The organism is Prochlorococcus marinus str. AS9601, from assembly GCF_000015645.1.
GTDB lineage: Bacteria > Cyanobacteriota > Cyanobacteriia > PCC-6307 > Cyanobiaceae > Prochlorococcus_A > Prochlorococcus_A marinus_O.
This window is the reverse complement of record NC_008816.1, coordinates 1568754-1589958: the sequence shown is the minus strand read 5'-3', so window position 1 is coordinate 1589958 and position 21205 is coordinate 1568754. Positions and strand designations below refer to the sequence as shown.

Below are 21205 nucleotides of genomic sequence, written 5' to 3'. Positions count from 1 at the left end.
GAACTTATTTTTCTAATTCGAAATGATTATGAATCGCATTAACTGCTTTGTCACAATCTTTTTCTAAGACAATACATGAAGTCCTAATTTCACTAGTGGCAATCATTTCAATATTGATATTTTGGTCAGCCAATGCTCTAAATATTTTTCCAGCGGTTCCAACCTTAAATGCCATTCCCGCTCCTACAGTACTTACTTTTGCTATAGCAGGGCCATCTTCAACGTATGATCCGGGTAATTTTTTTGTTAAGGCCTCAAAAACTAAGTTAGCTTTATCTCTATCTTGTTTATTCATTGTAAGACTAATATCCTTAGTTTTTAAAGTGGAAATTCTTTCAGACTGAACAATAGTATCGATAAGTAAATTATTTTCAGCTAATGCTAAACATATCGATGCTGCTACACCTGGACGATCAGGCAGTTTTCGAAAGCTTACCTGAACTTGGTTTCTATCTAATGCAATTCCTCTTACTTCAGGTTGATCTTGTTTTTCATTGATTGGATTAACAAATATTTGTGTTTCTGATAACTTAAATTTCTCAGCAACAAATCTAATAGCTTTTGGTATATTATTAACTTCAATTACACAGCTGACTTTAATTTCACTAGTAGCTATTAACCTAACGTTTATATTCGCTTGAGATAAAGTGTCAAATAAATCAGCTGAAACACTAGGTCTGCCCATAATGCCTGCTCCTTGAATACTTAATTTTGTCATGTTGGTTTTTAAGTTAAATTCTCCCCCTAATTGACTAGTTATAAGTTCACATTGTTCTGCAGTTTTTTGTACTTCTAATTCACCAACAGTAAATGTAATATCGTTTTTATTTCCATCATTTGTCGCTTGTATTATTAAATCTACGTTAATACTTGCTTCTGAAAGTTTTTCAAATATTTGCGCAGCAATCCCAGGCCTATCAGGTATATTTGAGAGACTGAATACTGCTTGGTTTTCTAATACTTCAAGACTATTGACTGTTTTTGTTAATTCTAAGCTTCCTCTTTTTAGTGGGAGAGGTTGGATTTGACTTTCTAGGAGAGTCCCACTGGAGTCACTTTGGCTTGATTTGACACACAATTTAATTCCATAATTGCGAGCAATTTCTACTGCTCTTGGATGGAGAACTGAAGCACCGACGCTTGCAAGTTCAAGCATTTCCTCACAGCTAATTTCATCTAAGAGTTTTGCATTAGGAACAATCCGTGGATCAGTAGTAAGAACCCCTGGAACGTCTGTATAAATTTCGCAAGTCTCAGCTCCTAAAGCTGTTGATAAAGCTACCGCGGAAGTATCTGAACCACCTCTACCCAAAGTTGTAATTTCCATTGAACCCGTATGGCTTAATGTTGTTCCTTGAAATCCAGCCACTACAACTACAAAACCCTGATTTAAATAATTTTGGATCCTTTCTGTTTTAATATCCAGAATTCTCGCTTTCCCATGAATTGATTCAGTAATAATTCCAACCTGGCTACCAGTCATTGAAATTGCAGGTATTCCGCATTCGTTTAATGCCATTGATAGAAGAGCTATGGTTACTTGCTCTCCAGTTGAGAGAAGCATATCCAATTCTCTTCGATTAGGATTTTTACTAATTGATTCCGCTAAACAATTTAAATCATCTGTAGTTTGCCCCATCGCAGAGACAACTACGACAATTTCATTACCTGCTTCTTTACTTTGACAAATGCTACTTGCAATATTTTTAATTTTTTTTATATCACCGATAGAAGTACCGCCAAATTTTTTTACTAGTAAAGCCATATTTAAATGATAATGTAAATTCTTAAACTTATAATTTGGTTAACTTAAATTAATTAATTTCTCTGTAAAAACATTTATAGGATTATTACCTTGTTTTAGTAATGATTCAATATCTAGTAAGTTACTCATTAAATTAATTAAATATTCTTGAGATACATTTTTGACTTTTCTTCGAATAAAAAAAATTCGTTTTGGATTAGAAATGCCTGCAAGATTACAAATCTTTTCTGCATTATCGTTACCTGAATTAACTGCTAGTTTTATAATGGTATGAATTCTTATTTGACTAATTAAACCAGCATTTAGTTTTAAAGCAGGTTCTCCTTTTTGTAAAGAATAATTTATTTCAATGAGGCTTTCATTAATATTTTTTTGTAAGAGAAGATCAATGATTTTGAAAATATTGGATTGATGATCACTAAATATTTTTTTTACATCAATACTTTTAAGAAAAAGTTGTGAATTCGAATCACCTGATAATGCAGAGAGGTATGTTTTAGCTTTGGCTAATTCATTTATTAGTTTAAAGCTGTCATTACCAACTGAATCAATTATCAATTCAGCTGCATTTTTATCAATTTTGATATTCATTTCATTTGCGGCATCTTCTAAAAATCTTTTTTGGCCCTCATAGTCCCAGATTTCTGGTAAAGAAAATGATTTTTCTTTGGCTAAATTATCTTTGATAAGTTTTTGTAAAAATTTAGTACTCTTTAGTCTTGAGTCTGGTTTTTTTGTATTTTGCAAAATGAAATAAGTATTTTGAGGTATATTGTCATGAATTTTTTCAAATTTAGTTCTTAGATCCTCATTTTTGGCAGTAAAAATGGGATTATTTTTCAATGTAACTATTCGGTATCCATCTCCAAAAGGAGGTGTAAGAACTTCATCAAAAGCTTTATTGACTTGCTTATCATCATCTCCATTTAAATTAGTTACGTTTATTTCTTTCCATTCTTTGGATACTTCCTTATCAATTAATTTTTGAATAAATGTATTTTGAGCATTTAGATCATTACCCCATAATATTTGTATTGGCATAATAGCTCAATAAAAACCATATATTAACTATGATTACTTCTAACACAAATTAAATTTAATGGTAATAGATCATCCAATTTTTTTGGAAAGCATCAAATTCATAAGATCTCGTTTAGTAGCTAATGAACTAAATTATTTGGAAAAAAAAGTATTAGAGAGATTAGTCCATACTTCAGGAGATTTTACGGTTCAAAATCTTGTAAATTTTAGTGAAGGTGCTTGTGAAACGGGTCTTCAAGCACTTAAAAATGGTGCTCCGATTTTAACTGATACCGATATGGCAGCAGCAGCAATAAAAACCATGGCAGAAAATACAACTAGGAATAAAGTATTCACCGCTAGAATGTGGTTTGAAAAAAATAATCATACAAACTTAACTAAAACTGCATATGGCTTAAGTGAAGGTTGGAAGGAGTTATCCGCTATAAATCCTGGAAGCAAATCTCCTATTGTAGTTATTGGCAGTTCGCCTACAGCGTTAACTTATTTAATTGATATTTTAGAAAATGCAAAAGATTTACCTAGTTTAATTATCGGAATGCCTGTTGGATTTATTGGAGTAGAGAATAGCAAAAATAAACTGATTTCCACCGATCTTCCTAGAATTGTTTTGAATTCAACTAGAGGAGGTGCTGCCATGGCAGCTGCTGCTGTTAACGCCTTATTAAGGGAAACTATTTAAAGAGTATTTATTTTATAAAAATGTCAAAAATCTACTTTATATCATAATTTAATTTGTTATTTTCTTCTAAAGAATTTAAAACTGATTTTGCTTTTTCTATAACTTCTTTTGGGACTCCTGCTAATTTAGCTGCTTCTATGCCATAGCTTTTGTTTGAGCCCCCTTTAACAATCCTGTGGCTAAAAATTAGCTGATCGTTATTTTGTTCTACTAAAACTTGAAAATTTTGTATATTCTTATTTGTATTTTTTAAATAATTAAGCTCATGATAGTGCGTAGCAAAAATAGTATTACATTGAATTTTTTTTGCAAGATATTCACTTACTGACCAAGCTATTGAGAGTCCATCAAAAGTAGATGTCCCTCTGCCAATCTCATCAAGTAAAACTAGTGAGCTAGAAGTTGCCTGATTTAGAATTGATGCAGTTTCAGACATTTCTACCATAAATGTTGATTGTCCAGATGATTGATCATCAACTGCCCCAATTCTTGTGAAAATCCTATCTGCAATCTTGATTTCAGCATTATTAGCAGGAACAAAGCTACCAATTTGCGTGAGAATTTGTATTAAACCAAGTTGTCTTATAAAGCAACTTTTTCCGCTTGCATTGGGACCGGTTAATATAATTAATTTTTGATTATCCTCAAAAGAGATATCGTTTGCTACAAACTTTTTATCACTTAACAATTGCTCTACAATTGGATTTCTTCCTGCGATAATTTTTGTACTATTTTTTGTCATTGAATCATTTATTGGTATTAATGAAGGTTTTATAAAATTGTTTTCTACTGAAGTAATTGATAAACCAAGTAGTGCATCAAGAGATGCTATGGATTTTGCGATTGATCTTATTTGTTTTGTTTTTTCAGCAACTATATTTCTTAATTCGCAGAAAATTTCATATTCTTTTGATGAAGCTCTACTTTTTATTTGGAAAATCTTATTTTCTTTATTTTTAATTTCAGAAGTGATATACCTTTCTTCATTAGTAAGTGTTTGCCTTTTGATCCAATGTTGTGGAGCTAAATTAACTTTTGACTTATTAATAGAAATGTAATAACCAAAATTTTTATGAAATTGAATTTTTAGGTTTGAAATTTTGCTAATTTTTCTTTCCTTTGATTCCTCTTTATTTAGCCACTCAGAGTAATCATCCATTAAATTTCGTAAACCATCTAATATATTGTCAACACCATCGTGGATCATGCCTCCTTCACTAATATTTAGAGGAGGATTTTCTACTAATTTAAAACTTATAGTATCAGCTAATTCTAAGAGTCCTTCATCAATATTTTTTAATTGATCAGTCCAATCTGGGAGATCATATTTAAATAATTCAATTATGGATTTTAGTCTAGGCAATTTTTTTAAACCTTCTGCTATTGCAATTAAGTCTCTGGGACTTGCATGACCTGCACAAGCTCTACCTGCAAGTCTTTCTAAATCCCCCATTGCTCTAAGTAAATTTTGGGTATCTATACGTAATTTTTTAGATTCTAGAAAGTTTGTAATTATATTTTGCCTTTTATAAATTTCATTAACGTTTAATAGTGGTGAATCTATCCACCTTCTTAAACACCTTGCGCCCATGCAGGTATAAGTCCTATCAATACTCCATAGTAGCGAACCTACATAATTGTTTTCTCGTTGCGTATTTTTGATTTCTAAGTTTTTTTGAGTTTGATAATCAATAATTAATTTGTTGTGACCATATTGGATTTGTGGAAAGTCTAATGAAATTTTTAAAGAAGAATCTTTATCTAAATTTGAAGGATTAATTTTTTCTAAATAATTTAATAAACCTCCAAGTGATCTAGTGGCATTGTTTAAATTTTTAAGTCCTATTCCCTCTAGGTTTGCAATTTGGAAATAATTTTTTATTAGATAATTTGCTTCATTAATTCCAAAATTAGTCTCTTGAGAAACAGTATATGTAATTTGACTATTTCCTTTAATTAATAAATCTCTTGCTGTATTGCTTCCTACAATGATTTCTGAAGAATCTAATTTAATAATTTCATCAAATAGTTTTGACAGAGATTGGCCTTCTAAAGTTATTAATTCTCCTGTGCTTACATCAGCTTTTGATATGCCCCATTCATAAGATTCATCTGAGTTTTCTTCTGATAAGTAAATAGCACTAATCCAATTATTTTTCTTTGCTATCAACATCCCCTCTTCAATTACAGTTCCAGGAGTAATTATTCTTGTTATTCCTCTTTTAATTGGAGTCCCATAATTTCCAGAACTTTTTTCTAATTGATCGCATATAACCACAGAATAATTTTTTTTAATTAAATCAGCACAGTATCTCTCCATTGCATGATGGGGAACCCCTGCCATAGGGATCTTACCAATCTCTTTGCCAGCATCTTTACTGGTAAGCGTTATTTCCAAAAGGTTAGATATTAATACAGCGTCCTCAAAAAAACATTCAAAAAAGTCTCCTAATCTATAAAGTAATAACCTATCTTTATTTTCTTCTTTTAGAGTTACATAATGCTTCATTACAGGAGTTAATTTCAGTTTTGAAACTGTTTTATAGCTATAAGATTCTTCATTGATGCAAACATTTTTGTTATTTGAAATTAAATCAGTCTTGAATTTATTTATTAAATTAGTTGAATTTTTTCTTTGTCTGGGTCTTTTTTGCGATTCTTTTTTTAAATCTTCCAAAGATAAATTTTCTGGAATTTTTGTTATTTTTTTTTGTTCATTAATATCATTACCAATCGCAAATAAATTCTTTTGAATTATCGTGTCTTCTTGCATACTTTTTTAATTCCTAAATAGATATTAGGTAGAATTTTTTTTTTTGCATTTAAAGTGGCTAAAGTATGTAAATTTTCTCTAAAAATTATCATTTTCATGAGATTATAGTATTTATAATATTTGAAACCTTAAGACTGAATTATGCAGGCTGTTAACTTTTTTTTCGTAAATGCTCTACTATTTGCTTCTTTAATTGCGGTAGTTGGAGTACCCGTTTTATATGTAACTCAACCTTCTACTGAGGAAGGACAGAGAGAAAGTAGGAGAAAAATTTATTCTATTGCTGCTGTTTGGGTTGTTTTGGTTTTTGTTACAGGGATAGTTTCTTCATTAGTTTGAACTTAATACCTTTTCGTGAGAGTCTATTAATATATCTAAGTAAAATTTAATGGCTATTTTTGAGGGTTCTTTTACTACGGCCTCTACTTTAAAAGTTGGGATTGTAATAGCAAGATTTAACGATTTAATTACAAATAAAATTCTATCTGGTTGTCTTGATTGTTTAAAAAGACATGGTTTAGATACTTCTGAATTAAGCAATCAAGTAGATATAGTTTGGGTTCCAGGTTCATTTGAATTACCAATCGCAGCTAAAACCCTCATGAAAAAAAAGAGTTATGACGTTGTAATTGCTCTTGGGGCTGTGATCCGTGGTGAAACTTCCCACTATGATGTAGTTATATCTGAGGCGAGCAAAGGTATTTCGCAAGTTTCAAATGAAAATAATGTTCCAATTATTTTTGGAGTTTTAACTACTGATACTATGCAGCAGGCTTTAGAAAGAGCAGGGATTAAGAATAATCTTGGTTGGAATTATGCTTTACAAGCAATTGAGATGGGATCTTTAATTAAAAATTTAAATTAATTGAAAAAAATTTAATTATTTTTATCATTGATCCCTTCTTTGAGATAAAATAAAAAAGTTATGCGGATGTAGCTCAGTGGTAGAGCATCTCCTTGCCAAGGAGAATGTCGAGAGTTCGAATCTCTTCATCCGCTTTTAATGTTTGTATCTTTTAAAATACTTTAAAAGATAATTGCGTAATGAAAAGAGTAATTTCTATTGAAGATTTAAAGGGATTATTTACTAAATCTTATGGAACAGATGCACCTACAAAACAAAAGTGGGCTGAATTTTATAATGAGAATGTTATTTTTACAGATCCAACTCAGGAAACAGAGGGCTTAGATTCTTATGTCAAAGCTCAAGAAAAGCTAGTTAAAAGATGTGATGATGTTTTTTTAGAAACTCATGCAATTTCCATAACTGGGGATTGTGGATTTGTTGAATGGACAATGGGTTTAAAAATTATGGGTAAAGAATTTATTTATCCTGGAACTACTCGTTTATTATTTGGCGAAAATGGATTAATAAAAGAGCACAGAGATTACTTTGATTTTTGTGGTCCAACTTTTGGACCAGTACCTATTTTAGGACCTTTTATAAGATGGCTTTATAGTAAATTTGTATCTTGATTTTGTTTTTATGAAAAACAGAGTTCTTTATATTTCTCGAATTAATAAATTTTGAGATATGACTTCTTTAAAATCAAATTGAGAATAAAATAATTTTTTATTTGTTGTCATTAAATATAATTTTTTTGTATTTTTAATTTTTTTAGAAGATAAAAGATTTTTTACAATTAATGTGCCAAAACCTTTGCCTTGGTGATTTTGATCTATAACAATATCCCAAAGCACTCCGCGATAAATCCCATCAGTTAAAGCTCTACCAAAACCAACTATTTCTTTACCAACCCAAAGACTTATTACGACATCACTGTTAGCAAGACATTTTTTTAGATCATTAATTGTTCTATCTTTTGCCCAGAAAGCATTGTTATCTAGTAATTTTTGTAGCTTAATTAGTCCGTTTGTTGGTTTAAGATTAGGACCTAATCCAAAAATCCTTAATCCTAAAGCTCCTTTAGTATGGTTGATTAGAGATATTTCTTTCATTTATTAAAAAGATTTTTGAAAAGTGATGTCAGCTAGGTTATTTTTGTGACTTCAATCTAAACACCTTAATCGATCATTATCTATTAAATAAAGAGATAATAGCTTTCTTCATTCTGTTGTAACGCACTCATTTATAATGTTTGTAATAAGATGAATTTTTTAAGGACTTTGACTTATGCTAAAACTTTTGTTGGGAGATCCGAATACACGAAAGTTAAAGCGCTATCAACCAATAGTGGAAGAGATAAATTTTTTAGAAGAAGAAATTTCTCAATTGACTGATGATGAGCTTAGAAAAGAAACTCAAAATCTTAAATCAAATATTTCAGCAGAATTAGATTTTAAAAAGCAAAAAGAACTCCTAGAAGAATTTCTTCCTAAAGCCTTTGCAATTGTAAGAGAAGCAAGTAAACGTGTTCTTGATATGAGACATTTTGATGTTCAGTTAATAGGCGGGATGGTTTTGAATGAGTGTCAAATTGCAGAGATGAAGACTGGAGAAGGAAAAACTCTTGTTGCAACATTACCTTGTTATTTAAATGCTCTTACGGGAAAAGGTGTTCATGTTGTTACTGTAAATGATTATTTAGCTAGAAGGGATGCAGAGTGGATGGGGCAAGTGCATCGTTTTTTAGGTTTATCCGTTGGTTTGATTCAGCAAGATATGAATCCAGTTGAGAGAAAGAAAAATTATGATTGTGATATAACTTATGCCACAAATTCAGAATTAGGATTTGATTATTTGAGAGATAATATGGCTACCGATATTAGTGAGGTAGTTCAAAGAAAATTTAATTACTGCGTAATTGATGAGGTTGATTCAATATTAATTGATGAAGCAAGAACGCCTTTAATCATTTCTGGCCAAGTTGAAAGACCACAAGAAAAATATCAAAAAGCTGCAGAATTATCTCTGGCATTAATCAAAGCAAAAGAATTAAGTAAAGATGGTATTGATCCAGAAGGGGATTATGAAGTTGATGAAAAACAGAGAAGTTGTATATTAACTGATCAGGGTTTTGCAAAATGTGAAGAGTATTTGGGAGTGAATGATTTATATAATCCTCAAGATCCCTGGGCGCATTATATAACTAACGCTTTAAAAGCTAAGGAATTATTTATTAAAGATGTAAATTATATTATTAAGAACGAAGAGGCTGTAATAGTTGACGAATTTACTGGTAGGGTCATGCCAGGAAGGCGTTGGAGCGATGGACAACACCAGGCGATAGAAGCAAAAGAGAGTCTTAAAATTCAACCTGAGACTCAGACATTGGCATCTATAACTTATCAGAATTTTTTCCTTTTATATCCAGGTTTAGCAGGAATGACGGGAACCGCAAAAACTGAAGAGGTTGAATTTGAAAAAACTTATAAATTAGAATCAACAGTTATACCGACAAATCAAATAAGAAAGAGACAAGATTGGTCTGATCAAGTATTTAAGACAGAGATTGGTAAATGGAAAGCCGTTGCTAAAGAAACTGCAAAAATTCATAGAGATGGTAGACCTGTTTTAGTAGGTACAACAAGTGTTGAAAAAAGTGAATTATTAAGTTCACTTTTATCTGCCGAAAAAATCCCACATAATTTGTTAAATGCTAAGCCAGAGAACGTTGAACGTGAGGCAGAAATTGTTGCTCAGGCAGGAAGAGCAGGTGCTGTCACCATTGCGACTAATATGGCTGGAAGGGGAACAGATATAATTCTTGGCGGTAATAGTGACTATATGGCAAGGCTTAAATTAAAAGAAATTTTAATTCCTTTGTTAGTTAAGCCTGATAATGAGCACAAGCCACCAATACCTAAACAAAGAAATTCAAAATCTAAGGGTGGTTTTTCTAGAAAAGCAGGTTCAAATTTGAAAAAGAAAATTTCAAATTCTTCAACAAATCTTTTCCCTTGCAAACTAGATGAAGTAATTGAAAAGAAACTCTCTCTTTTATCTGATGAACTTGTTAAAAATTGGGGAGATAAACAACTTTCTGTCTTGGAGCTTGATGACAGGATAGCTACAGCTGCAGAAAAAGCACCAACTGATGATAAGTTGATAAGGCTTTTGAGAGAATCTTTGTCTGATGTAAAAAATGAATATGAAAAAGTTTTGATTCATGAAGAAGAAAAAGTAAGAGAAGCTGGCGGTTTACATGTTATTGGTACTGAGAGACATGAATCAAGAAGAGTGGATAATCAACTTAGAGGAAGAGCAGGAAGACAAGGTGATCTTGGAAGTACAAGATTCTTTTTATCTTTAGATGATAATTTATTAAGGATTTTTGGAGGTGATAGAGTAGCAAATTTAATGAATGCTTTTAGGGTAGATGAAGACATGCCTATTGAGTCAGGAATGCTTACAAGGTCTTTAGAAAGTGCTCAAAAGAAAGTTGAAACTTACTATTACGATATTAGAAAACAAGTTTTTGAATACGACGAGGTAATGAATAATCAAAGAAAAGCAGTTTATGGTGAAAGACTCAGAGTATTGAAAGGCATTGATTTAAAGAGACAAGTAATAGGATACGGAGAAAGGACAATGATTGAAATTGTAGATGCTTATATTAATCCTGATCTTCCACCTGAAGAATGGAATATTGAGCAATTAATTTCTAAAGTCAAAGAATTTATATATTTATTAGATGATCTTAAAGTTGAAGATATTAATTTACTTTCAATAGAGGAATTAAAAAACTATCTTCAAGAGCAGTTGCGAATAGCTTATGATTTAAAAGAGTCACAAATAGACAAGATTCGTCCAGGATTAATGCGAGAAGCTGAAAGGTTTTTTATTTTGCAGCAAATAGATAATTTATGGCGAGAACATCTCCAATCAATGGATTCCTTGAGGGAATCAGTAGGATTGAGGGGTTATGGTCAAAAAGATCCTTTAATAGAATATAAAAATGAAGGGTATGATATGTTTCTAGAAATGATGACAAATATGAGGAGAAACGTTATTTATTCAATGTTTATGTTTCAACCAAAAACTGACAAGAATGATAAAAATTAAATCAATATTTAATCATCTCCAAGATATTCAAAAATTTCTTTGTCTTTAAGATTTTGAGAATCACCGAGTTTAGAAATATCAATAGATTCCGAGCTAGCTATACATTGTAGAGTTCTTTGTAATTTAAGTATTTCATTTTCGAGAGAGTCTATTCTATCCATTAAATTTTTTATAACATTAGCTTCTGCATCTGGTAAGGCAGAGTGAGCTAATGGATTGACTTTGACACCACTTTGATGCACTACCCTGCCAGGCACTCCAACCACAGTACTGTTCCCATCTACATTTCTAACAACTACTGAGCCAGCGCCAATACGGGTATTAGGTCCTACCGTAATAGATCCAAGTACTTTTGCGCCTGCTCCAACTACGACATTTTCCATCAATGTTGGGTGTCTTTTGCCATGGCTTTTACCAGTACCTCCTAATGTCACTCCCTGATATAGCAAACAATTATTTCCTATCTCAGCTGTTTCGCCAATTACAACGCCCATTCCATGGTCTATGAAAACTCTTTTACCAATTTTTGCCCCTGGATGGATTTCAATGCCTGTCGCTAGCCTATTAAGATGACTGAGTATGCGGGGAATTAAAGGAATCTTTAATTGCCATAACTTATGCGTAAACCTATGTATAACTATGGATTGGAAACCAGGGTAGCAAAGAAATATTTCTATTATTCCTCTAGCTGCAGGATCTCTCTCTCTGATAATTTCTATATCTGATTTAAAAGTTCTTAGCATCTTGGTCTAATTAATAACACCTATTTCTTTTTTTAATTGATTTATTGTTTCGATACTTAGATAATTTTTGGCACATGTTATTTGGGGTAATCTCATCAACTGAGAACGATTTTTTAATAATGTGTTTTCTACAACTGTTAAACTAGGTCCATCACAAACTATATGGTTCGAAGCCTTTAAAAGTGAGAGTAATCTACTGTTATTGTCTGAGACTGTCGTCATAAGGATTAATTCACTACCTCGCATGCTGTGTATAATAACCTCTGCTGCTCTCAATAAACCAGGGCTTATGCTAACAATACCTACACAACTTCCAGCATTTAATTCCTTGATAATTTTTAATTCTTTTTGAAAGTCGCTTAAGTCAACTGCAATAGCGCGCACTCCATGTTGCTTAGCAACTTTTTCTAGAGGCTGCAAAAAATATCTGCTAGTGACAATAGTACCATTATTTGAATTGTTCAAGACTTTTTCTAATTCTTCCATTGGAACAACCTCTACTGGGACATTAATTTTTGAAGAAAGGTCTTCTGCTATTAACATAGAAGCCCCAATATCCTCTCGAGGAGTGCTGACTATGATTCTTGATCCGCACTTAATACGCCAATCAATTTCATTGGTCAATATATCTCTCGTTTCTTGTAAAGTGCATCCAAGATTTATCAAGTTGTCAATTACTTTTTTTGCTTCTTGATCTGGAGGTTTACTTATTTTATTTTTTGAGTAAAGTGATTTTTTAAATTCTCTTTTAGTAATATTATCTCTTACATAAATTCCTGATCCAGCTATTGCTTCAACGACCCCATCTATTTCTAGTTGTCTGTATACTTTGCTAATAGTATTTCGATGGAGTCCAGTCTGCATTGCGAGTTGCCTTGTACTCGGAAGTCTGTGACCCGGAGGGTAATGTCTTGCTGCAATTGCAAAGCAAATTTGATTATATAGTTGCGTAGATGCTGGAATATCACTTTCTTGTTGAATATGGAATCTCACTTTCTAAAAACCCTAACTAATTCATTTTTGACCATATTGACACTTTAACATTCGTCATATTTTTTGATAGCAACTTTTCAACCATCATCTTTTTTAATAAGAGGAGTTTTTCGAGGGCTTAAAAACATAATCATGTTTCTCCCTTCTCTTTTTGGTTTTTGTTGAACTTCTGATTGTTCTTCTAAATCATTAGCCATTTTCAAAAGAAGTGTTTCAGCTAAATTTGAGTGTTGAATTTCTCTACCCCTAAATATTACAGTGCATTTTACTTTGTCTCCTGATTTTAAAAATTTAGTAGCTTGACCTATGCGGACATCATAATCATGCTTGTCAATTTTGTACCTCATTTTTACTTCTTTAACTTCTGTTTGATGGGATTTTTTCCTTGCTTCTTTAGCTTTCTTTTCTTGTTCAAATTTATATTTTCCGTAATCCATTATTCTGCAAACAGGAGGATTTGCTTTTTCGCTCACCAAAACTAAATCAAGTTCTCTTTGAGAGGCTATTTCTAATGCTTTTAATCTATCTATGACACCTAATTGTTTCCCATCTGAATCAACAACTCTCAATTGAGGGTATTTTATTCTTTCATTTATATTTGGTAGCTCTCTTACTGGAGCTCGGCGGTCAAAACGTGGGCGTGGTGGCATTCAGTTAATTTAATAATTTGAGTGGATGATGAAAAAATCTATTTTTATAAAGTTAGCTTAAAAAAGACTCTATCTTAATTATTGCATCTTTTAGAAGGTTTTTGTTATCAAGCCAAAGAGGATTATTTTTATTACGAAACCAAGTTTTTTGTCTTTTTGCATATTGGATAGTTTTTGTCGTAGTTAACTCAATTGCTTTGTCAATGGTTGAATGGTTTTTTAAAACATCCTTAGCTTCTCGATATCCAATGGTTTCTAATATTGGCAAATCAAATCCGTATTTAGAGATGAGGTAGTTTGTCTCTTCAATAATTCCCGCTGAAAACATATTTTTTGTCCTTTGTAATATTCTTTCTTTTAAATTATCTCTATCTAATCCAAGCTCTAGTATTCTCCAGTCAGGCGCCCTTTGCACTTTCAAAGTTGACAAAGGTTTTCCTGTGACGTAAAAGACTTCTAAAGCTCTTATTGTTCTAATATGGTCAGCAAAATTAATTTTTTTTGTTGATAATGGATCACAATTTTTTAATAAGTCCCAACATTTTTTCTGACCAAGTTCTTCCAATTGTTTTCTCAAATCATTTTGAGGTGGGACGTCTGGTACAAAAAAACCTTTTGTTATCGAGTTCATATACAACCCACTACCTCCAACAAGAAAAGGTAGATTATTTTGTTTAATTTCACTTTTTATTGATTTTTGAGCAATTCCTTGAAATTGTTTAACATTAATTGGATGGATTGGCTCCTCAATATCTATTAAAAAATGCTTGATTTTTTTTTGTTGGTTTTTAGATGGCTTGGCTGTTCCAATATCCATGGACTTATAAATTTGCCTTGAATCGATATTATGTATATGAGTTTTAAAATATTCTGCAATTTCAATAGCTAATTCTGTTTTGCCACTTGCAGTAGGCCCAATCAAAATTATGACATTAGGAAGGTCTCTAGACATATGAATTTATGAAGAAAAAAAAATTAGCTATATAATTAAAGAGATTAAACTTTTCATTGACTTCGAGCCTTTATCTGATTGCGGTGGTAAGTTTAAATAAAGATCTTTTAAAAATAACATTTTAAAAGTTGAATATTTTTTTATATTAAATGAGTGAGGACAAAAGATCTAATAAAATCTCAAATGATTATGGCGCGGATCAGATTCAGGTTTTAGAGGGGTTAGAACCAGTTCGAAAACGACCTGGTATGTATATAGGTTCAACAGGGCCTAGGGGATTACATCATTTAGTATATGAGGTAGTTGATAACTCAGTTGATGAAGCACTTGCAGGACATTGTGATCACATTGAAATAGTTCTTCGAGCAGATGGTTCTGCTTTTATTTCTGATAATGGAAGAGGTATTCCAACAGATATTCATCCAAGAACAGGGAAAAGTGCCCTAGAGACTGTACTAACTGTTCTGCATGCAGGAGGTAAATTTGGAAGTGGTGGTTATAAAGTCTCAGGGGGTTTGCATGGAGTTGGAATATCTGTAGTTAATGCTCTAAGCGAATGGGTTAATGTGACTGTTTATAGGGATGGAAGCGAATTTAATCAAAGATTTGAAAAAGGTGTATCAAAGGGTGAATTGCAAGCTAAAAAGCAGACTGGTAAGCCATTTAAGAAAGGGACAAGTATTTGCTTTAAACCCGACAAAACTATTTTTTCTGGCGGAATTGAGTTTGAATATGCTCTTCTTTCTTCTAGATTAAGGGAATTAGCTTATCTAAATGGCGGAGTAAAAATTGTTTTTAGAGATGAAAGAAATCAATTATCAGATGGTTCCTTTAAAGAAGAAATTTATTTGTATCAAGGAGGTATTAAAGAATATGTTGAATACATGAATGCTGAAAAAGATTCTATTCATCCTGAAATAATTTATGTTGACTCACAGAAAGAAAATGTATATGTAGAAGCAGCTTTACAATGGTGTTCAGATGTATATTCAGATAATATTTTAGGGTTTGCGAATAATATTAGAACTATTGATGGAGGGACTCACATTGAAGGGTTAAAAACAGTTCTGACAAGAACTTTCAATAATCTTGCAAAAAAGAGGGGCAAAAGAAAAGATATTGAAAAAAATTTAGCTGGCGAAAATATTAGAGAGGGTTTGACTGTTGTTTTATCGGTAAAAGTCCCAGATCCCGAATTTGAAGGGCAAACAAAAACAAAGTTAGGAAATACTGAAGTACGAGGAATTGTGGATTCTCTCATTGGGGAGGCTCTTACAAAATATATGGAATTCAATCCTGCAATTTTGGATTTGATCCTTGAAAAAGCAATTCAATCATTTAATGCAGCAGAAGCTGCGAGAAGGGCTAGAGAATTAGTAAGAAGAAAAAGTGTTCTAGAAAGTTCCACTTTACCTGGCAAATTAGCAGATTGTAGTTCTAGAGATCCCTCAGAATCAGAAATTTATATAGTTGAAGGAGATTCAGCTGGAGGTTCTGCAAAACAAGGACGAGATAGAAATTTTCAGGCTATTTTGCCTCTCAGGGGAAAAATTCTTAATATTGAAAAAACTGACGATACTAAAATATATAAAAATACAGAAATACAGTCATTAATAACAGCTCTAGGATTAGGAATAAAAGGAGAGGAGTTCGACGAAAGCTCTTTGAGATATCATAGGGTTGTTATTATGACGGATGCTGATGTTGACGGTGCTCATATAAGAACTTTATTGCTGACATTTTTTTATAGATACCAAAGAGAACTTGTTGAGAAAGGTTTTATATATATTGCTTGTCCCCCTCTTTATAAAGTTGAAAGAGGTAAAAATCATAATTACTGTTATAACGAGAATCAATTAAAGGATACAATTCAAGGTTTTGGAGAAAATGCAAATTATAATATTCAAAGATTTAAGGGACTTGGTGAGATGATGCCAAAACAATTATGGGATACAACTATGAATCCCCAAACGAGGATGATGAAAAGGGTTGAAATCGAAGATGCACTTGAAGCTGACAGAATATTTAATATATTAATGGGAGATAAAGTTGCACCAAGAAGAGAATTTATTGAAACCCATAGTGGCAACTTAGATATGGCAACTTTAGACATATGATTAATAATGTTCTCAAGAATTTTTGTTTAATTACTTTTGCATTAATTGCTCCAATTACATTACCTGCTGGTGGGATCCAAAGAAGTTTAAATCAAAATAAGTTCCCTAATAATACAAATGAAATTATATTGAGTTCCAAGGCTTCTCTTTATTCTTATCCTGAAATTTATGCTAAGGAATTATTAGTTCTTGATGTAGGTACAACTTTATCAGTATTACGTAGTTGGAAAGTCAGTAAAAGCGAAACTTGGGTTAGGGTTGAATTAGCTTCTAATAAATTCTTAGATGATCCTAATATGATTTTAAAAGGTTGGATAAAAATGTAAATTTTGGATTTTAGTTCAATAAGTATAATTTTACTCGGCAGTACTTTTGGATTAATACTTAGGATATTCATACAAAATAATTTTAAAAAAAGTATAGGTTTTGATATTCAAAATACTTCAATAGTAAATTTTTTATCATCTTTTTTTTTAGGAATATTAGTAGCTTTAAATTTTAATAATAAAGAAATATTAGTATTATTTTATGGCGGTTTTTTAGGATGTTTTAGTACATTTTCTTCTTTTATATATCAGCTATTTATCCTATTTAAAAAGAGAAAATTTCTAATATTATTTTTCCACTATATTTTGGTGATTACTTTTTCATTCCTTTTCTTTTATTTAGGTTATTTTCTTATTCAGTTTTTTTTAAAGTGAAAATAAATAATTTTATATATATTATTTTAGCTGCTTACCTAGCTACTTTTTTAAGATTAACTATAACTAATAATTTTTTTATTTCAATAATAGGATCATTTTTCTTGGGTTTTTTTATCAGTAAGAGATTAAGCTATTCAACTAAAAAAATTTTATTGAGTGGTTTTTTTTCTTGCTTTACATCCTTTAGCGGATTTATATATTTTTTGTACAAAATTTTAAATCAAGGAGATTGGATAAAATTTATAATTTATTTTAATTTAATCGTCATCGTTAATTTATTCACAATGCTGTTCGGCTTCTGGATAAGTAGAAAAATTACTTAGATTTCATATAATAGTGTTGTTACTTTGATAAGGGGTTATATATATGAATGAAAATAATCTTGAAACAGTTACATCGCTATCTTCAGATTTAAGTAAAAGAGAAAATATTACTATTCAGCTTGAGGAATTGCTCATCACTGGCAATTATGATGAAGCAAAGTTACTTTTAGAGCCTTCCCAACCTGTTGATATTGCAGATGCTATTGGAAGCCTTCCACTAATATTGCAAGCATTAGCATTTCGGTTATTAAAGAAAAATGAAGCAATCGAGGTTTATGAATATTTAGATCCATTAGTTCAGCAAACTTTATTAGAAAGACTTCGTTCAGGGGAAGTTTTAGAAATTGTTGAAAAAATGTCTCCTGATGATAGGGTTCAACTCTTTGATGAATTACCTGCAAAAGTTGTACGAAAATTTTTGTCTGCTCTTAGTCCTGGTGAAAGGAAAGTAACAGCTGAATTACTTGGATATGAGCCTGAAACTGCTGGAAGATTAATGACAACTGAATTTATAGACCTTAAAGAGATGCAAACAGCAGAAGAAGCTCTTTCTCTGGTAAGAAAAAGAGCCCCATTTACCGAAACTATTTATAGCTTATATGTTACAGACAAAGAAAGACATTTAACTGGTATTCTCTCTTTAAGAGACCTTGTAACTGCTGATCCTTCTAGGCCAATTGGAGACGTCATGACAAGAGATGTAGTAAATATTTCTACCAACACTAATCAAGAAGAGGTTGCTAGAGCAATACAAAGATATGATTTTTTGGCTCTTCCAGTTGTTGATAAGGAAAAAAGACTTGTTGGGATAGTAACTGTCGATGATTTAATTGATGTCATAGAACAAGAAGCAACAAGAGACATTTATGCTGCCGGGGCAGTACAACCTGGAGATGAAGATGATTATTTCCAAAGTAGTTTGTTTACGATTGCTAGAAGAAGAATTTTATGGTTATTAATTTTGGTTTTAGCAAATGGTTTAACGACAAAAGTTATAGCTATGAATGATCAAATCTTAAAAGAAATAGTTTTATTAGCTGCATTTATTCCACTTCTTATAGGTACAGGTGGAAATGTTGGTGCTCAAAGTTCAACGGTTGTCATTAGAGGTTTAAGTACTCAAAAGTTGAAGTCTCTTGGTGCAATTAAGGCAGTAGTTAAGGAGGCAATAACAGGCGCTCTTTTAGGTGTTTTCATGATGCTTGTAGTATTTCCCTTCGCTTGGTGGCAAGGAGAAGGGCCTCTAATAGCTTCTGCTGTGGGAATAAGTTTGATATCTATAACAACTTTAGCTGCTACAACAGGAGCGATGCTCCCTTTGCTTTTTGACAGAATGAAATTGGATCCAGCTTTAATGTCCTCCCCCTTCATTACAACTGTCACCGATATTGCGGGTGTATTTATTTATCTGACTACAGCAAAATGGCTATTAAGCTCTTCATTAGTTTGAATTCACTAGGTATTTATTCTCATTTTTGTAAAATTGTGGATTTTTTGGTTTAACTTTACATTTCTTAATGGTATTGTTTACAAAATATCATTTAACTTTAATGTCCTCTGAAATAATAAATGAAAATAAACTAGCTTCAATCGCAAGTATAAAAGCTAGTAATGATGTTGATCTTGTTCGATCATACTTGAGGGATATAGGAAGAGTTCCATTGCTATCGCATGAGCAAGAAATAACTCTAGGTAGACAAGTGCAAGAGTATATGGAAGTTGAAAGAATAGAACTAGAAATTATTGAATTGACAGGAGAAAAGCCTAGTATTGATGAATTATCGGCCAAATTAAACTTAACCACTTCTACAATAAAAAAAAGATTGAGAGCTGGACAAAGAGCTAAAGAGAGAATGGTTGCAGCTAACTTAAGATTGGTAGTAAGCGTCGCAAAAAAATATACTAAAAGAAACATGGAACTTTTGGATTTAATTCAAGAGGGAACTATAGGACTGGTCAGAGGAGTTGAAAAATTTGATCCAGCAAGAGGTTACAAGTTTTCAACATATGCTTACTGGTGGATTAGACAAGGTATCACAAGAGCAATAGCTGAAAAAAGTCGGGCGATAAGATTGCCAATTCATATAACTGAAATGTTGAATAAGTTAAAAAAAGGTCAAAGAGAACTTAGTCAAGAAATGTCTAGAACTCCAACTGTGAGTGAACTTGCAAAATACGTAGAGCTCCCCGAAGATGACGTTAAAGATTTGATGTGCAAAGCTGGGCAGCCAGTTAGTCTTGAAACAAAAGTTGGTGACGGCGAGGACACTGTTTTATTAGATTTACTTGCAGGTGGCGAGGATTTACCAGACGAACAAATAGAGATGGATTGCATGAGAGGTGATCTGCATTCTCTTTTACATCAATTACCTGATCTTCAATGTAGAGTTTTAAGAATGAGATATGGAATGGATGGTGATGAGCCAATGTCTCTTACAGGTATTGGTAGAGTATTAGGAATAAGTAGAGATCGAGTAAGAAACTTAGAACGAGATGGTCTAAGAGGCTTGAGAAGACTCAGTGATAATGTAGAAGCTTATTTTGTTTCTTGAATAAATTCATTTATTAAATTATTTGTTTTTTCAGGTTCTTCATCATGAGGACAATGACCAGCTCCGCTTATGATATCTAGTCTTTTAATATTTCTGAATTCTTTCTTCCACTCCTTTGCTTCATCTAAAGATTCCCAAGGATCTTTTTCTCCCCAAATCAATTGTATTGGAGCATTTACTTTATCGAAAAGGTCAGTAGCAAGATAGTCATCAAATAAGTTAATAAAACCACGAAATGCTTCTTTAGAGTTTTTCCTTTGGGAGGGTTGATAAAGTATTTCAATCAATTCTTTATCGATATTTTTTCCTGAAGGGTAAGCTTGTTCAAGTATTTTCTTTATAACTTTGGGATTAGCAGCTCTTGTAAAAAGTGTATTACTAATTACTCTTTGCCTGACTATTGTTTTGAGAAAGGGCCTCAGCAGATTCATAAAGATATCACTTTTTTTTAAACGTTTATCATCCATAGTTCTTTGCGCACAATCAATCAAAATTACACCTTTGCAATTATCTTTGAGGATTTCAGCAGTTTTCAATGCAATAACACCACCAATTGAATTTCCTACCAAGTAAACAGGAGATTTTATTACCTCTTTACAAAATGTTGATATTTGATTACTCCATAAGTCAAATGAATATTTAATTGAATTTTCTTTATCAGGTTCGTAATTTAATAAAGCACTAGGCTGACTGCTTTTCCCAAATCCTAATAAGTCAATTGCGTAGCAATTAGAAAATTTACCAAGAAAATCTTGATTATGTCTCCAGTGGTTTTTTGATGCTCCAAATCCATGAATTAACAAAATTTTAATGTTTTTTTCAGAAGTAGATTCTTTGGATAAAGACCAAGAAATTTCCCAATTTTTCCACTTCCAAGTTTCAGATTTATTTAAAGACACTATGTATATGCTTTTAATTAAACTTTAATTCAAAAAAAAATTATT

At 31.8% G+C, this 21205-nt stretch carries 20 protein-coding genes and 1 tRNA gene; 12 read left to right on the top strand and 9 right to left on the bottom strand.

The window, feature by feature from the left end:
• Positions 1-4: 4 nt before the first annotated feature.
• Both A9601_RS17870 and holA read right to left on the bottom strand, forming a co-directional pair.
• Positions 5-1765: an aspartate kinase gene (locus A9601_RS17870; RefSeq protein ID WP_011819258.1), complete on the bottom strand. Its 1761-nt coding sequence runs from the start codon at positions 1763-1765 to the stop codon at positions 5-7.
• Between the two features lie 39 nt (positions 1766-1804).
• The gene (holA, locus tag A9601_RS17865) at positions 1805-2806 is read right to left on the bottom strand and encodes a DNA polymerase III subunit delta (protein WP_011819257.1); all 1002 of its coding nucleotides are present in this window, start codon (positions 2804-2806) and stop codon (positions 1805-1807) included.
• Between the two features lie 58 nt (positions 2807-2864).
• On the opposite strand from holA, the gene A9601_RS17860 reads away from it, so the two are divergent.
• Positions 2865-3488, top strand: coding sequence for a precorrin-8X methylmutase (locus A9601_RS17860; RefSeq protein WP_011819256.1), 624 nt, complete (start codon positions 2865-2867; stop codon positions 3486-3488).
• Positions 3489-3519: 31 nt separating this feature from the next.
• Here A9601_RS17860 and mutS read toward each other — a convergent pair whose 3' ends face one another.
• Positions 3520-6261, bottom strand: a complete 2742-nt coding sequence (mutS, locus tag A9601_RS17855; protein ID WP_011819255.1) for a DNA mismatch repair protein MutS — start codon at positions 6259-6261, stop codon at positions 3520-3522.
• A gap of 141 nt (positions 6262-6402) precedes the next feature.
• Between mutS and psbZ the strand changes: the two genes are divergently transcribed.
• The 4 genes from psbZ to A9601_RS17835 all read left to right on the top strand — a co-directional run bounded on the left by psbZ (position 6403) and on the right by A9601_RS17835 (position 7737).
• Positions 6403-6600, top strand: coding sequence for a photosystem II reaction center protein PsbZ (gene psbZ, locus A9601_RS17850; RefSeq protein ID WP_002807211.1), 198 nt, complete (start codon positions 6403-6405; stop codon positions 6598-6600).
• 49 nt (positions 6601-6649) lie between these two features.
• Complete coding sequence (gene ribH, locus A9601_RS17845) at positions 6650-7126, top strand: 6,7-dimethyl-8-ribityllumazine synthase (RefSeq protein ID WP_011819254.1); 477 nt, start codon at positions 6650-6652, stop codon at positions 7124-7126.
• 62 nt (positions 7127-7188) lie between these two features.
• A tRNA-Gly gene (locus A9601_RS17840) sits at positions 7189-7260 on the top strand.
• Positions 7261-7305: 45 nt separating this feature from the next.
• Positions 7306-7737 (top strand): nuclear transport factor 2 family protein, encoded by a 432-nt coding sequence (locus tag A9601_RS17835; RefSeq protein WP_011819253.1) that lies wholly within the window; start codon positions 7306-7308, stop codon positions 7735-7737.
• 27 nt (positions 7738-7764) lie between these two features.
• Here the strand turns inward: A9601_RS17835 and A9601_RS17830 are convergent, their stop codons facing one another.
• Positions 7765-8220 (bottom strand): GNAT family N-acetyltransferase, encoded by a 456-nt coding sequence (locus A9601_RS17830; RefSeq protein WP_011819252.1) that lies wholly within the window; start codon positions 8218-8220, stop codon positions 7765-7767.
• 175 nt (positions 8221-8395) lie between these two features.
• On the opposite strand from A9601_RS17830, the gene secA reads away from it, so the two are divergent.
• On the top strand, positions 8396-11227 hold the full coding sequence (gene secA, locus A9601_RS17825) for a preprotein translocase subunit SecA (protein ID WP_011819251.1): 2832 nt from the start codon (positions 8396-8398) through the stop codon (positions 11225-11227).
• A gap of 8 nt (positions 11228-11235) precedes the next feature.
• On the opposite strand, the gene cysE is transcribed toward secA, so the two are convergent.
• The 4 genes from cysE to miaA form a co-directional block, all read right to left on the bottom strand.
• Positions 11236-11970 carry a serine O-acetyltransferase gene (gene cysE, locus A9601_RS17820; RefSeq protein WP_011819250.1) on the bottom strand — a complete coding sequence of 245 codons (735 nt, stop codon included), beginning with the start codon at positions 11968-11970 and terminating at the stop codon, positions 11236-11238.
• A 6-nt stretch (positions 11971-11976) separates the two neighbouring features.
• Complete coding sequence (locus tag A9601_RS17815; RefSeq protein ID WP_011819249.1) at positions 11977-12963, bottom strand: GntR family transcriptional regulator; 987 nt, start codon at positions 12961-12963, stop codon at positions 11977-11979.
• A gap of 77 nt (positions 12964-13040) precedes the next feature.
• Positions 13041-13613 (bottom strand): translation initiation factor IF-3, encoded by a 573-nt coding sequence (gene infC, locus A9601_RS17810; protein ID WP_011819248.1) that lies wholly within the window; start codon positions 13611-13613, stop codon positions 13041-13043.
• A 52-nt stretch (positions 13614-13665) separates the two neighbouring features.
• Positions 13666-14565 (bottom strand): tRNA (adenosine(37)-N6)-dimethylallyltransferase MiaA, encoded by a 900-nt coding sequence (gene miaA, locus A9601_RS17805; RefSeq protein ID WP_011819247.1) that lies wholly within the window; start codon positions 14563-14565, stop codon positions 13666-13668.
• Positions 14566-14714: 149 nt separating this feature from the next.
• On the opposite strand from miaA, the gene gyrB reads away from it, so the two are divergent.
• From gyrB to A9601_RS17775, 6 genes are all read left to right on the top strand, one after another.
• Entirely contained in the window at positions 14715-16682 is a 1968-nt protein-coding gene (gene gyrB, locus A9601_RS17800; RefSeq protein ID WP_011819246.1) for a DNA topoisomerase (ATP-hydrolyzing) subunit B, read from the top strand.
• Positions 16679-17008 carry a hypothetical protein gene (locus A9601_RS17795; protein ID WP_011819245.1) on the top strand — a complete coding sequence of 110 codons (330 nt, stop codon included), beginning with the start codon at positions 16679-16681 and terminating at the stop codon, positions 17006-17008. The genes gyrB and A9601_RS17795 overlap by 4 nt, the downstream gene beginning before the upstream one ends.
• 3 nt (positions 17009-17011) lie before the next feature.
• Positions 17012-17383 (top strand): FluC/FEX family fluoride channel, encoded by a 372-nt coding sequence (locus A9601_RS17790; protein ID WP_011819244.1) that lies wholly within the window; start codon positions 17012-17014, stop codon positions 17381-17383.
• Positions 17380-17709, top strand: a complete 330-nt coding sequence (locus A9601_RS17785) for a FluC/FEX family fluoride channel (protein WP_011819243.1) — start codon at positions 17380-17382, stop codon at positions 17707-17709. Before A9601_RS17790 ends, A9601_RS17785 begins: the two co-directional genes overlap by 4 nt.
• 43 nt (positions 17710-17752) lie before the next feature.
• Positions 17753-19159: a magnesium transporter gene (gene mgtE, locus A9601_RS17780; protein ID WP_011819242.1), complete on the top strand. Its 1407-nt coding sequence runs from the start codon at positions 17753-17755 to the stop codon at positions 19157-19159.
• A gap of 100 nt (positions 19160-19259) precedes the next feature.
• Entirely contained in the window at positions 19260-20261 is a 1002-nt protein-coding gene (locus A9601_RS17775; RefSeq protein WP_041484575.1) for an RpoD/SigA family RNA polymerase sigma factor, read from the top strand.
• Here the strand turns inward: A9601_RS17775 and A9601_RS17770 are convergent.
• Positions 20246-21160 carry an alpha/beta fold hydrolase gene (locus A9601_RS17770; protein WP_011819240.1) on the bottom strand — a complete coding sequence of 305 codons (915 nt, stop codon included), beginning with the start codon at positions 21158-21160 and terminating at the stop codon, positions 20246-20248. The two genes, A9601_RS17775 and A9601_RS17770, sit on opposite strands and share 16 nt — an antisense overlap.
• Between the last annotated feature and the right edge of the window lie 45 nt (positions 21161-21205).